This is a genomic window from Providencia sp. SP181 (assembly GCF_050446505.1).
Taxonomy (GTDB): Bacteria; Pseudomonadota; Gammaproteobacteria; order Enterobacterales; family Enterobacteriaceae; genus Providencia; species Providencia vermicola.
On sequence record NZ_JBBPXM010000001.1, the window covers coordinates 570,739 to 584,101 of the forward strand.

Annotated in this window: 17 protein-coding genes and 4 tRNA genes; 4 read left to right on the plus strand and 17 right to left on the minus strand. The window is 37.8% G+C overall.

The genetic code is table 11. The features are described 5' to 3' along the window. Positions 1–256 precede the first annotated feature (256 nt). Positions 257–682, plus strand: coding sequence for a universal stress protein (locus AABS66_RS02810; protein WP_206083944.1), 426 nt, complete (start codon positions 257–259; stop codon positions 680–682). A gap of 132 nt (positions 683–814) precedes the next feature. After that, positions 815–1,246, plus strand: coding sequence for a hypothetical protein (locus AABS66_RS02815; protein WP_206083943.1), 432 nt, complete (start codon positions 815–817; stop codon positions 1,244–1,246). A gap of 4 nt (positions 1,247–1,250) precedes the next feature. Here the strand turns inward: AABS66_RS02815 and AABS66_RS02820 are convergent, their stop codons facing one another. From AABS66_RS02820 to AABS66_RS02830, 3 genes are all read right to left on the minus strand, one after another. Continuing rightward, positions 1,251–2,027, minus strand: coding sequence for a nucleotidyltransferase domain-containing protein (locus AABS66_RS02820; RefSeq protein WP_430224550.1), 777 nt, complete (start codon positions 2,025–2,027; stop codon positions 1,251–1,253). A 62-nt stretch (positions 2,028–2,089) separates the two neighbouring features. Next, the gene (locus tag AABS66_RS02825) at positions 2,090–2,476 is read right to left on the minus strand and encodes a GFA family protein (protein WP_206083941.1); all 387 of its coding nucleotides are present in this window, start codon (positions 2,474–2,476) and stop codon (positions 2,090–2,092) included. 38 nt (positions 2,477–2,514) lie between these two features. Then, positions 2,515–3,720, minus strand: coding sequence for a nicotinamide mononucleotide deamidase-related protein YfaY (locus tag AABS66_RS02830; protein WP_272538640.1), 1,206 nt, complete (start codon positions 3,718–3,720; stop codon positions 2,515–2,517). A 408-nt stretch (positions 3,721–4,128) separates the two neighbouring features. On the opposite strand from AABS66_RS02830, the gene AABS66_RS02835 reads away from it, so the two are divergent. Together AABS66_RS02835 and AABS66_RS02840 are read left to right on the plus strand one after the other, a co-directional pair. Continuing rightward, positions 4,129–4,401, plus strand: coding sequence for a toxin-antitoxin system YwqK family antitoxin (locus tag AABS66_RS02835; protein ID WP_375083567.1), 273 nt, complete (start codon positions 4,129–4,131; stop codon positions 4,399–4,401). A 139-nt stretch (positions 4,402–4,540) separates the two neighbouring features. Next, positions 4,541–5,062: a YcxB family protein gene (locus AABS66_RS02840; protein WP_206083939.1), complete on the plus strand. Its 522-nt coding sequence runs from the start codon at positions 4,541–4,543 to the stop codon at positions 5,060–5,062. Positions 5,063–5,123: 61 nt separating this feature from the next. On the opposite strand, the gene fabV is transcribed toward AABS66_RS02840, so the two are convergent. From fabV to AABS66_RS02910, 14 genes are all read right to left on the minus strand, one after another. Further along, positions 5,124–6,323: an enoyl-ACP reductase FabV gene (gene fabV, locus AABS66_RS02845; protein WP_206083938.1), complete on the minus strand. Its 1,200-nt coding sequence runs from the start codon at positions 6,321–6,323 to the stop codon at positions 5,124–5,126. A gap of 104 nt (positions 6,324–6,427) precedes the next feature. After that, positions 6,428–6,742 carry a DUF1090 family protein gene (locus AABS66_RS02850; RefSeq protein ID WP_206083937.1) on the minus strand — a complete coding sequence of 105 codons (315 nt, stop codon included), beginning with the start codon at positions 6,740–6,742 and terminating at the stop codon, positions 6,428–6,430. A gap of 137 nt (positions 6,743–6,879) precedes the next feature. Further along, positions 6,880–7,467, minus strand: coding sequence for a hypothetical protein (locus AABS66_RS02855; protein WP_353167284.1), 588 nt, complete (start codon positions 7,465–7,467; stop codon positions 6,880–6,882). Between the two features lie 125 nt (positions 7,468–7,592). Further along, the gene (locus tag AABS66_RS02860) at positions 7,593–7,745 is read right to left on the minus strand and encodes an MbeCy (RefSeq protein WP_206083935.1); all 153 of its coding nucleotides are present in this window, start codon (positions 7,743–7,745) and stop codon (positions 7,593–7,595) included. 207 nt (positions 7,746–7,952) lie between these two features. After that, positions 7,953–8,039: transfer RNA gene (locus tag AABS66_RS02865), tRNA-Leu, on the minus strand. A gap of 129 nt (positions 8,040–8,168) precedes the next feature. Beyond that, positions 8,169–8,255: transfer RNA gene (locus AABS66_RS02870), tRNA-Leu, on the minus strand. A 7-nt stretch (positions 8,256–8,262) separates the two neighbouring features. Continuing rightward, positions 8,263–8,336, minus strand: a tRNA-Cys gene (locus AABS66_RS02875). Between the two features lie 23 nt (positions 8,337–8,359). After that, positions 8,360–8,435: transfer RNA gene (locus AABS66_RS02880), tRNA-Gly, on the minus strand. Positions 8,436–8,599: 164 nt separating this feature from the next. Continuing rightward, a complete protein-coding gene (pgsA, locus tag AABS66_RS02885; protein ID WP_206083934.1) occupies positions 8,600–9,148 on the minus strand; it encodes a CDP-diacylglycerol--glycerol-3-phosphate 3-phosphatidyltransferase in 549 nt (182 codons plus the stop codon). Positions 9,149–9,205: 57 nt separating this feature from the next. Continuing rightward, the gene (gene uvrC / locus AABS66_RS02890) at positions 9,206–11,038 is read right to left on the minus strand and encodes an excinuclease ABC subunit UvrC (RefSeq protein WP_206088370.1); all 1,833 of its coding nucleotides are present in this window, start codon (positions 11,036–11,038) and stop codon (positions 9,206–9,208) included. Beyond that, complete coding sequence (locus tag AABS66_RS02895; RefSeq protein WP_206083932.1) at positions 11,005–11,691, minus strand: LuxR C-terminal-related transcriptional regulator; 687 nt, start codon at positions 11,689–11,691, stop codon at positions 11,005–11,007. Before AABS66_RS02895 ends, uvrC begins: the two co-directional genes overlap by 34 nt. 182 nt (positions 11,692–11,873) lie before the next feature. Next, entirely contained in the window at positions 11,874–12,281 is a 408-nt protein-coding gene (gene psiE, locus AABS66_RS02900; protein ID WP_206084381.1) for a phosphate-starvation-inducible protein PsiE, read from the minus strand. Positions 12,282–12,484: 203 nt separating this feature from the next. Continuing rightward, positions 12,485–12,898: a GFA family protein gene (locus AABS66_RS02905; RefSeq protein ID WP_206083931.1), complete on the minus strand. Its 414-nt coding sequence runs from the start codon at positions 12,896–12,898 to the stop codon at positions 12,485–12,487. 64 nt (positions 12,899–12,962) lie between these two features. Further along, positions 12,963–13,247 carry a hypothetical protein gene (locus tag AABS66_RS02910; protein WP_272538644.1) on the minus strand — a complete coding sequence of 95 codons (285 nt, stop codon included), beginning with the start codon at positions 13,245–13,247 and terminating at the stop codon, positions 12,963–12,965. Between the last annotated feature and the right edge of the window lie 116 nt (positions 13,248–13,363).

Sequence of the window (13,363 nt, forward strand, 5' to 3'; positions counted from 1 at the left end):
GCAAAGCTAAGGCGATTTAAATAGCACAAGTAGCATGAAAAATAGCAGGTGTTTTTCTATTAACTTGCTTAAGATGAATCCGCCGTCAAAGTATTTATATTGTTAATCGGCTATGATCAATTTGCGAAATTTTGGTTGACTCGCTTGCTAGCCTTTTCGCGTTTCATTTAGCAAAAGGCTAATATAAATTAGCATCTATTTATAATTCTAAATTCGATTACAGCATGGACTCATTAAATGAAAGCTGGAGAAAAACATGTATAATAAAATCTTAGTACCTATTGATATTACAGAGAAAAGCTTAGCTCATCTGGTCATGTCACATATTCAATATTTAGCTGAATATGAAAATGCACATATCCATTTTTTAGCCATCATTCCGACTGTTCCTTTTTATACTACGATGGGTTTTGGCTTTGCTGAAAAAGCAGATAGTGAACAAGAAAATGTAACTAAACAGCTTGCTGAAATCATCAAAGAATTTAATATTTCCACGAATAAATATAGCGCTCAAGTATTAATGGGCACACCAAGAGATGAAATATTACGCGTTGCTGAAGAAATTTCAGCCGATTTGATCGTAATTGGCTCAAGAAGACCAGGGATGTCCACCTATTTCCTCGGTTCAACGGCGTCGATGGTTATTCAAAACTCAAAAATCTCTGTTTTAACTGTCCGCTAGATTATCACTGATACTTATTCGTAAGGTAGCTCATTGATTAGAGCTATCTTAATTTTCATGTTATTCCTAGAGACAAAAATGTACAACGGAATTACCTTGTTTTTATACTCAATTTTTCAATCAAGGAATGTAATGAAAAAGTATTTTCTCGGAATTAGTATTAGCATTAATATTATTTTACTCGTGGCACTGATTATTGCTATGCTCATGTTTTTCAATATGAAAAATAAGGTGTTAACCTTAGTTGAACAGGTTAAATCTGGGGAATATATTGAGATTATTAAACAAAATTCAGAGCAATTAATACCAAATACCTTAAAGGACTTACAAGCGATAGAAATAAGTGATAACCCTTGCGAATATTTTTATCAAAAAGTCGACACTGCTGTTGAATACTTAAACAAAAATCCCGATATTATCGGTGCAGAAGCATACGCAAGCCAATTGTCTACACTTAAAAGTACTATTGATAAAACACCCTCACTTTTAAAAGATAAAGCCTGCAAAAAAGGGATCTCAAGCTTTAACTATATTATTGAAGCAGTACAACCTAACGAAAAATAGTCGTTCAGAATTTCGTTATATGATCTCTTTCATACGAAAGCCAATTCATAAATTCATATAGGTGAAAAGTAAACTGCTGGTCATGAGCAGATGGTTCCCTTGCCTGAGCTAAAAAATATTGTATTGGCCTTTTTTGTTTAGGATAGCGCTGTATTATTTTTTGCACATAATCTTCAAGGCTATCAGGCCAGTCTTTATCTGCTTCTTTGCGTAAAAGATCGGTAGAGCGGATTAACTTCCTAGAAGCAGCTCTTTGCAAAAACTTTCGCTTAGTTAAATCACGACAAGTGTCGATTTGATGTATATAGCCATTTAATACCTCGAGGAAATCACCATTGACTGCATCCACAATTTTCTTTGAAGGCAAAAATGGCATAAACTTTTTGCTCAGATCATCACCATAAAGGCAGCGACAGTGGTGTTTTATCCAATAACCCCAGCTATATAAATTAGTCTTATCCATGACATCTGAATAGGTGCCAATATCAAAATCAACTTTACTAGCGACTTGGTAGTCTGAAGCCAAGATCACTTGCAGTTGCGCTAAATGAGATACTTCGATTTGGTTGACAGGTTGATTAACAATGACACAGAGATCAAGGTCAGATTTATATGGCGTTGCTTGCCCTTTCGCCACGCTACCATAAATATAAATACTGTGAAGGTTCTTGTTTAATAAAGCACTAAGGCAATTGATTGACTCAGTTATTACTTGCTGAAATTCTGATTGATAAGGCTGCTCGCCAAGAACAAGAATACAACCATTTTTATCTAAAGCCACTATTTCACCATTACCATCTAACCGAATTTTTACGACCTTAACACGTTTTAAAGCAAGCACAATTACTGTTCATAACTGATTAAGTGACGCCACCAAGCTGGCGCTAAATCAACAAAAGAATGATATTCTAATGGTAACTCTAACTGCGCAGGATCATCCATCACGCCAGTTAGTAAAGCAACTGTAGGTTCGTCATCAATGGCACCCAGTGAGCTACCACATAGCGAGCAAAATGCCCTACTTGAATGATTAGATGAACGATAGGTTGCAGGTTTTCCACCCTTTCCTACCCATTCAACATTTTCAGCTGCAAATTCAAGCCAGACTAAAGTCTGTGCACCTGTTTGCTTTTGGCAAATATCACATGAACACGAGTGAACATTACGAGGGGCTTTTGCCTGAAAACGAATATCACCACAAAGGCATCCTCCAGAAATCAAGTTGCTCATAAACCACCTTAATTTATTAATAGTTAAGTCCGTATCCACTAATTATCCAAAATAAGTGATTCAGTTTGAACCAACCATTCATAATACCCAATGACTTCACGACCATTTAACCAACGAGAAAGCATATCTAACATAAGCATCACACTGACTTCTTGCTTTTCTTTCTTTGAGTGATTATTGGGTAAATAATGTACCCTTTGTGCATAACACTTTTCAGGGGTAGATAATGCGAAATTTAAAAACTGACCATCAAACTCCCCTATTACCAATCCTATAGAAGCTAATTGAGCTTTAGCGATATTTTTTGCTCGGTCTATTAATGTTGTGAGTGTTTGTTCTGGATCATTCTCAATCACATAGCTCATATTATTCAAAGCTTCTGCTGAACTTAGTGTCCAACTTAATAGCCCCGCACTAAACTGCTCACTCACTGCAACTTTTAATTGTCTTTCTTGTAATTGTTTGCTGATTTTCTTAGCAAAACCCTCAGTACCTTCAAAAATCAGGTTATCCCCGACACTTTGCTTAATGCTGTGCCAGTGTTGTTCCATAAGCACTTTTTGAGAAGCTGGCCCAGTCAATTTTAATTCAATTATTGGCATAGAAGAGCGATAACCGAGTACGCATGCATCAGGCAACTCAATATGATCGAATTGTTTTGCTAAACTGCTTTCACTACGTCCAAAACTGGTTAAACGTAAGCAGATGGGCGGCTCAGGTAAGGTAAAACGCGCCCGTAATCGAGGAAGTATTTGGTCATTCACCATGACTTTAAATTCTGACGGTACACCTGGAGTAAAAAATAACAAACAGTCATTAAGCATTATTGAAAACCCACACGCTGTGCCCACTGGATTATCAATTAATTCTGCATTTTCAGGAAGTAATGCTTGTTTACGATTAGTTTCAGGCATGACTCGCCCACGGCTAATAAAATAGCGCTCCATCACTTCAATCCACTGCGTATGCTCAATCAATGGTACACCCGCTGCTTTTGCTGCGGCTAATGCACTGAGGTCATCACTCGTTGGCCCAAGCCCACCGTTCACAATAAGAATATCCGCATGCTGACTACGCTCTAAAAAAGCATTAACTAAGCTTTCTAAATTATCCCCCACCGTCGTTCTTGTACTTAAAGGGATACCTTGCTGGAAAAAACAATCAGCCAACCATGCTGCATTGGTATCAACGATTTGACCATGTAGAACTTCATCACCAGTGCTTAGCATCTCAACAACTAACATTCGCAACTCTCTTTATCACAAAATAATATTCTAACGCTAAATTACCTTATTACCTCAGCGACTAAAATCACTATTTTTAAATTCATAAAAATAGACAATAACAAAATAAATAGTTTAAGAAAATTCTCACCATAATTCGTCATAAAACGTCTATAGCCATATAGCTAATTGAATAAACTAATTTTTCACAGCAATAGATAGGGTTAATATGTTAAAAATAAATCAATTAAAATCTGTCGCATTTTTTCTTTTGCACTAATTATTTCTGGCTGCCAAGTTGGGGGATTATCCAGCTCAAGTTCAAAATATGATTCACTTGAAGAACTCCGAAAAATTGAATTTCCTTCAACTGAAGCCCCAGAAGGAATTCATGATGGAGCATTTGAAATCAAATACGATAACGGTAAGATGGAATCTGATATTAGCCTTAAAAACTGCCAAGTTGATGGTTTAGTCCGTACATATCATGATGATGGACGTATTTATATTGAAATGACAGCTTCCAATGGAAAATTATCAGGCTCATTTAAAATTTACCACAATACCCCCTCTAGTAAGCCCCATATCATAGGTACTTTTAATAATGGTGAGCTTGCGGATGAAATTACTGAATTCGATGAAAACGGATCTGTGACAACTAAAGGCTATTTTCGTAACGGTAAAGTTTATTTAGACCAATAATTTTTTCCCCGAACTCCGTTCGGGGGAATTTATCTAATTGTTAACCCTATTCCTATCTAACCAATTTACACCCGATACGCTTACCGCTATTATCCCAACAACACCTATTCTCTAACAAAAATAATTAAGATATCCGTTTATGATAAATCCAATTTTGGTTTCACTTAACCGCACTGATTACATAAGGTTTAGCCGTTACTGTTTTAAAAACAAATATTTTTCGAAAAAGAAAACGAGTAGCTTACCCTTTACTCTTTTTATACTTGTTTTTATTGTCGCGTGCGCCTCTGCCTTTCGATATTTTCAAGCAACCTTACCAATCATTTTCATTTCTTTTTTATTGGCTGTATTGCTATTTATTACCTTTACGCTACGTATAGTACAAAGCTTTAATAAAGCTATTCCTGATGATGATGGATTTCTATTTATTGAACGTGAATATCGGTTTGATGATGAAGGTATGCATGAGACCAGTAATCAAGGTTCTTCATCGATAAAATGGAGTGCAGTGCAGTTTATCCGAACGGATGGTGATTTATTGTATCTATTTTTAGATAGAGTCTATGCAGTGATTATTCCTGCTCGCAGCTTTACATCAGAACAAGAAAGCCAGCAATTTATTTTGTTTGTTAAAAGCAAAATATCCTCACCACTAAATTAGACTATAAAAAACCCGCATGCATATGCGGGTTTTATGTATTAAATGAATGATGAGTAGCTTATTAAACCAGTTCAATCACTTCAAAGTTAACTTCGCCACTTAAATCTGCATCATAATCGACGCCATTCAAGCCAAAACCAAATAGACGCAGGAATTCAGCTTTATAACCTTGATAATCAGTCAACTCATTGATGTTGTTATCATTAAGCTGTTTCCAAATTTCACGGCAAGTATTTTGGACATCATCACGTAATTCCCAATCATCTAAACGCAGACGGTGTTTTTCATCAGTATCTGGTGCAGTACCGCTGAACAACTTAGTTGCAAATAAACGTTGAATTTGTTCGATACAACCTTCGTGAATGCCTTGTTCTTTCATTATCTTAAACACGATAGAGATATATAATGGCATAACAGGAATAGCTGAAGATGCTTGCGTAACCACTGATTTTAATACTGCGACATAAGCTGAGCCGCCTTTTGCCTGCAATTTTTGGTTAATTGCATGCGCTGCACGGTCTAAATCTTCTTTGGCCTTTCCTAAAGTACCATGCCAGTAAATTGGCCACGTTAAATCGGTACCGATGTAAGAATAAGCCACTGACTGCGCGTTATCCGCCAGAACACCAGCTTCATCTAACGCATTCATCCACAGTTCCCAGTCCTGACCGCCCATCACTTTAACAGTATCAGCGATTTCTTGTTCATTCGCTGGCTCAACAACCGCTTCAATCAATACATCTTTGTTAGTATCTAATGCAACAGATTTGTACGGCTCGCCAATCGGTTTCAACGCAGAACGTACGATTTCACCCGTTTCTGGCATTTTACGCACAGGGGAAGCCAGTGAATAAACAACTAAATCAATTTGGCCTAAATCTTGTTTAATTAAATCAATGACTGTTTGACGGCACTCATCAGAGAAGGCATCACCGTTAATGCTTTTTGCATATAAGCCTTCTTCTTTGGCAGCCTTGTCAAAACCAGCTGAGTTATACCAACCGGCTGAACCTGTTTTGCTCTCACTACCTGGCTTTTCAAAAAATACGCCGATAGTTGCCGCACCGCTGCCAAAAGCAGCATTGATACGAGAAGCTAGACCGTAACCGGTGGATGCACCAATAACCAGAACCTTTTTAGGTCCATTTTTTAATTCGCCACGAGATTTAACATAGGCGATTTGCTCACGAACATTGGCTTCACAACCAGCTGGATGAGCTGTAGTGCAGATAAAACCACGAATTTTAGGTTTGATAATCATAGTCATTCTTTCTTGGTAGCTAACAATCAGCGTCTAATATACCTGATATTCTCCATTTACTTAAGACTGGTGGAAAATAAACATAGTGAACAGACCAGTTTTGTCTATTTTAAGTCCTTTAATGCTTCAATGACACGCCTTAAAGATTCTAATTCCCTTTCTAATTCACTCGTTTTTCCACGTGGATAGTTATCATAAATACGTGTTGCACCTGAACGGCTGTCATAACATTTATCTTCAATTTCATGAATTTTTTGCTTTATTTTGGCAATTTTGTGCCTATTTTCATAATGAGATATATGGCGCAGCTGTTTTTCCAACTTTATGATTTTCTTTTCACAACGAGAATAATGAGACCCTGCTTGTGAAGATAATGGAATGATCATTAACAATAGTGCCAATGCCAGCGTCTTTTTCATGTTTTTTCTCAATATTCATAAAATAATGATATCGAGTTCATCATCATTCCCTTATTCCATCTACGGGAATTTTCTTAGTTAAGATTTAGTTATAACCAGATGAAAGAATTACGCATTTTTAATCAAATTAAGTATTTTTACTCAGATTCATTTTTTGTCGTCATTTCTTGGGGCTTATCTGGAATTAAGTTATAGATAGTCATGACTGAATAAATGATATCTTTTTTGTTATGGATTTTTTTGAAATGTGAATTACTGACGATCCCCACCATTATTTGCATCCCATTTTGCTCATATACCCGCTTAAATGGCGTCGTTTCGTCATCAGATATTTTATCTAGGAAAAAAGAGTCGCGTTTATACCGCTCGATTGTTTTCTTTGGAATACCATATTTTTCATACATTTTTTGATTAATTTCATCATACTCTGCTAGGATAACCCCTTGATCACGGCTATCTTTTCCTTGAGCAGAAATAAGCATCAAGGTGTTTTCTTCTCGTGAAAACATCAATAAAAACATTCGTCCTTTTACGGTTGGCGTATTTGGTGTGGAGCACAACGCCCCGTTTTCTTGAAACTCAGTGCACTGTAACCCAACTAAATTCAGCCGTTTCACATCAGCAGGCGTTTGCCCCCATTTAAAGCCATAAGGGGCATCCAGTTTATTTGTGCTACAGCCTGCTAATACAAGAACAAAGAAGGTAATTAAAATTCCTTTTATCATTACTTAACACATCCCAATTAAGTCATCTAATTGGATACTATCAAAAACGGATGATTAATCAAAAAACAACATCGCTTTTATCAAATTAAATGACCTAACTGAATAACGTGTTTTTACTTCACAGTCTAACGTTCCTTTTTTTCTTGTTCTTTCGCTTCGGCCATTGCGATTTCTTTCAGCCAATCCGCTAATAATGGTTTTGTTTTTACTGCATCTAATAAAGCGCGTTCATGCTTTGTTAAACGCACAACCACAACTTCTGTTTTCATATGTGACATAGCCAGTCTCTTTCTTAAAAATTGAATAATGACATAAAAACCTGGCAGAACGGTCTGACTTACGGATTTTTACACGAGTTTCGTGTTAATTTACACAGGAGAAGCTTTATTAGAAATCAATCGTTTGAATGATGGAGGAAGAAAAAATAGATACAAAAAAACCACCTATTGGTGGTTAATTGTCAATCTTAACTTTGTTAAGTTTGATGGTGCCCAGGGCGGGACTTGAACCCGCACAGCCTAAAGGCCGAGGGATTTTAAATCCCTTGTGTCTACCGATTTCACCACCTGGGCCAAATTGTATTTTCTCTTTCGAGAGGGATAAGGTAACTCACCCGTTAATCAATATACTGGAGTAGACGCTCGTATAAAGATCCTATTTACTTAAAATAAAATGAATCAAATGATTCTCTTACTTCAAGATGGTGCCCAGAGCGGGACTTGAACCCGCACAGCCTAAAGGCCGAGGGATTTTAAATCCCTTGTGTCTACCGATTTCACCACCTGGGCTAAATTATGGAGGCGCGTCCCGGAGTCGAACCGAGCTACACGGATTTGCAATCCGGTGCATAACCGCTTTGCTAACGCGCCTTATCCGAATTTCTTGCGAAATTTGGAGCGGGAAACGAGACTCGAACTCGCGACCCCGACCTTGGCAAGGTCGTGCTCTACCAACTGAGCTATTCCCGCGTTAAGCTTAACTTTCAGCTTATGCTATCAAACTGGCTGATTTACTTATTTATTTTCATAAACCATGTTGCCGTTCGATGCGTTGCATTCTACTGATTTCACCTATCGAGTCAATACAATTATTGAAATAATTGGATCGTTCGCTGTTTTTTCAATCATTTCGATCACGCTTCGCTCAAATCGCCCCACGCTGCTTTTAAATATTGGAACATTGACCAAAATGTTAAGATAGCAGCGACATACATTAGCGCAATAGAAAGGTTTTCAATTAAAGGTGTCGGGCGCCATAATAGCCCTACGAGTGACATCATTTGTGCCGTTGTTTTAAATTTACCAATCCAAGATACGGCAACACTGCTACGCTTACCAATCTCCGCCATCCATTCACGTAATGAAGAAATAATAATCTCACGTGCAATCATGGTTGCGGCAGGTAATGTTACATACCAGACATCATAACTTTCAGTGACTAAAACAAGCGCGGTTGCGACCATTACTTTATCCGCAACAGGGTCTAAAAATGCCCCGAACTTCGTGGTTTGCTTCCAAAGTCGAGCTAAAAAACCGTCAAACCAATCCGTCACGGCGGCGACAACAAAAATCAACGCACAGGCGAACGGCCCCCAAGTCACAGGGAGGTAAAATGCCAAGACAAAAAATGGTATTAGGATGACGCGAAATAATGTCAGCCACGTTGGTATGTTTAATTTCATCACGCTCACTAACTTTTTGACCAAGTTGGATATTATGAATATGTTGCCCTAAGACACTTACTGTTTCAATGCATTATAAATCTTTTCTGCAAGCGCGTATGAGATCGAGGGCACTTTTGCGATTTCTTCTATGCTGGCATTACGCAATGGCTGCAATCCCCCCATATATTTTAATAACATTTGACGACGCTTAGGCCCAACGCCTTCAATCGATTCCAACGCACTCGTATTTTTTACTTTTGCTCTGCGTTGGCGATGCCCTGTAATCGCATGGTTATGGGACTCATCCCGAATATGTTGTATTACATGCAATGCAGGTGAATCAGGGGGTAAGGCAAAACCTTCTCCTTCAGGTTTCAAGAAAAGCGTTTCAAGCCCTGCTTTACGATCACTGCCCTTTGCCACGCCAATTAATAAAGGATGATTTTTATCCCAATCAACCTCAAGAGAGTCAAATACATCCCTAGCTTGCCCTAGTTGCCCTTTTCCACCATCAATAAAGATAATATCAGGCACTTTTCCTTCATCGAGGTGCTTACCATATCGACGAGTCAATACTTGGTGCATGGCTGCATAATCATCACCAGGAGTGATACCTGAAATGTTATAACGGCGATATTCTGATTTCACTGGGCCCGTTTTATCAAAAACAACGCAAGAAGCGACTGTTTGCTCCCCCATAGTATGAGAAATATCAAAGCACTCCATACGTGATATATTTTCTAAATGAACCACCTTCGCTAACGCAGCCATACGCTGTTGGACTGTCGAGTTCTGCGCTATTTTAGTGGATAACGCAATCGAGGCATTCGTGCGGGCTAATTTCAAATAGCGTGCTCTCGCTCCTCTTGGCTGGCTTTGAATGTTAATCTTACGCCCCGCCAACTCAGATAATGACTGAGCAAGTAACTCTTTTTCTGTCAGGGCAAAATCCAGCAATATTTCCCCTGGTAATGTACGATTTTCGCTACCCTGTAAATAAAATTGCCCCAAAAAAGTTTGAACAACTTCATCTTGTTGGGTATCTGCTGGGATTTTAGGGAAATAACTGCGGCTGCCAAGCACTTTACCTTGACGTATAAACAATACGTGCACACAAGCAAGACCTGATTCAAAAGAGACTCCGATGACATCGAGGTCATCTCCCTCACCAGAAACATATTGCTCTTCAGTCACCGTCCGTACAGCTTGAATTTGATCGCGAAAACGCGCAGCGTCTTCAAAGCGCAACTCTTGGCTAGCCTTCTCCATTCGCTCCACAAGGCCAGTTAATACTTGCTTGTCTTTCCCTGTCAAAAATAACCGCACATACTCCACTTGCTGATCATAGTCTTCATCAGAAACTAGACCTTTAACACAAGGCCCTAAACAGCGCCCTATTTGGTATTGTAAACAAGGTCTTGAGCGATTTTTATAAACACTATCCTCACATTGACGTATAGGGAATAGTTTCTGCATTAAGGTTAGGGTTTCACGTACGGCATAAGAACTTGGAAATGGGCCAAAATACTCACCTTTGGCATGTTTAGCACCGCGGTGCATCGAGATCCGTGGGTGCGTTTCCTGACTTAAAAATAGATATGGATAGGATTTATCATCACGCAACAACACATTATAACGGGGCTGGTACAACTTAATATAATTATGTTCAAGTAATAATGCTTCAGTTTCAGTGTGTGTCACGGTGACATCAATAGCAGCAATTTGTTTGACGAGCTGCTCTGTTTTTCGGCTACTGACATTTTCACGAAAGTAACTGGAAAGCCTTTTTTTCAAGTCTTTCGCCTTACCAACGTATATAACCGTTCCGCCCGCATCGTACATTCGATATACGCCAGGCTGATTTGTCACTGTTTTTAAGAAAGCTTTTGATTCGAACTGTTCTGCCACTCGGATAAACCCTGTACTGTAATTAAACCATATCTAATGGCTATATGAGTTAATTCTACATCACTACAGATATTAAGTTTACCAAACATTCGATATCGATAAGTATTTACTGTTTTAGGACTCAAGGATAGCGTCTGTGCAACCTGCTTAATAGGTACACCTTGGGTTATCATCAACATTATTTCCAGTTCACGACCCGACAAAAGCTCGTATAAATCTTGCTGATTATTATGAACAGCACGATACAAAGCGAGATCTTGAGCAATATCAGGAGAAATAATTCGCCTTTTTACATTGACCACCTTTATCGCTTCTATCAGATCGTCTTCAGTAATGTGGACACTTAACAACCCAAAAATACCAATATCTAATGCTTTGAGAAAAAAAGAATAATTACTACGAACGTTATAAATAATAATTCCCACATCAGGCTGCGTGCGCCGCAATGTTTGAATCATTTTTAAGGAATCAAAGTGACAGTGGTCACTACTGATTAAAATAACACTGGCTCTTTGATGACGGTTCCAAACCACCGCTTGGTCAATCGAGGAAAATGAAGCTATCAATTTGCAGCGTGAATGACGACTAAATATAAACTCAAATCCATGCAGAGTAATATTATTGTCATCAATAATTATTATATTTATTCCCATATTATATTATTTATCAATGAATTAAATAGAAATGAATGAGGATTTTATATTGCAAGTCGCTGGGATACAACCTCTTTATCATTACACAAACACTAGGTAATTCATTTAATAATAATTAAAACCTTCAAACAATAAAAAGGAGATATAGACTCCCTTTTACTATTTAAAGAATAAATATTTTATTACTCACGTTTTAGTTTTTCTGTATTCGCGATGTAAAGAGCGACAACCAGTACTAAAATTGCCCCTGCATGCAATAACGTTGTCATTGGGTCACTATGATCGACAATAATCAAACGAATGATTGCAGTAATGCCAATATAAATAAAATATCTTAAAGGGAAATGATAACCTGACATAAAATATTTAATGATCAATGCAATAAACTCAAAGTAGAGGAAATAAATAACAATCCCCTCTAAGAGCTCATAAGCTGTTGCTCCCTTTGAGCTACCAAACATTAAAGATGCCATCGTAAAGGTTTCTTTTGCTAAAAAAAACACCAAAACAGCGGCTAAGGTAATTAAACCAATATTCAGAATCCATTGTAGTACCCATGCAATGTTACTCGCATGACGCATTCCTTTCATACTATTCATTTGTTATTCCCCAAAGAAATACAAAACATGAGTACAATGACAGCTATTACGCGTTGTTACCCATATTATTCAATGCATATTGTCTTAATTGTAAATCAAATTTTTGTCGTTAGCATGACAAACAGAAAGGAAATTTGCAGTTTTGCGGTAAGGTGAGCACGCTTCCCGCCTTACCATAACCTTTTATTCAGCAATTAATTTGAAGGGGCTCCCATCATTTTTAATATATCTTGCTCAGTCAGCATCGCTGTTTGCTCAACAAAATTATAATATTTTGGTTTGCTATCAATATAAATTTGCATCGCCAATTGCGCTTGTTTGCTGTCTTCAAACAGGGTTGCCGATACATAATATGTTGATGGATTAATTAAATGGTAAAAAAGATGTGTACCACACTGCTTACAAAATGCGCGCTCCCCCCACTGTGAGGATACAAACGTAGTGACCGAGTCTTGGCCTTCAATGTGTAAATCGCTACCGCAATCTACACTAAAACCTGGACCGCCATTCCATTTTTGGCACATGCTACAATGACAAACACTTAGCTTATCAACTGCTTTACCCGTTGATACCTTAACTGCACCACATAAACATTGACCTTTATGCATCTTACTTTCCTTTGCTATGCCTATTAATGGGTTTCTTACCTATTAATGGCTATTTTCCCTCAAATTACAACTTACTTTTCTTTTTATTTAGGTTAAATTGGCGGTCAGTAAAACGTCGATCGTTGGTTGCGTCTTGCAGTAAAATACTCTCAAGCTCCTTAGCTTCTCGTTCGGACTCAATATCCCCTTCATTCTGCTGATTTTGATGTAACTGCACATACTCATACGTAATTGCATGGGGAGTAATCCCAGTTAATAACGTATTATCTGTGGCTTGGGCAAATAAAGTTGCTCCCGTAAATAACGCTATGCCGATAAATAAACGAGTAAATAAAATATTTTTCATCATGTTCTCCTTTCACTAAAATATGTTTTAGCGCGAAAGGCTGTCAAAAAAAACACAGAGTACGTAATTGTTTTAATGATTCAGTAAAATCATGTAGATATTTGTCTGAATGAACTATT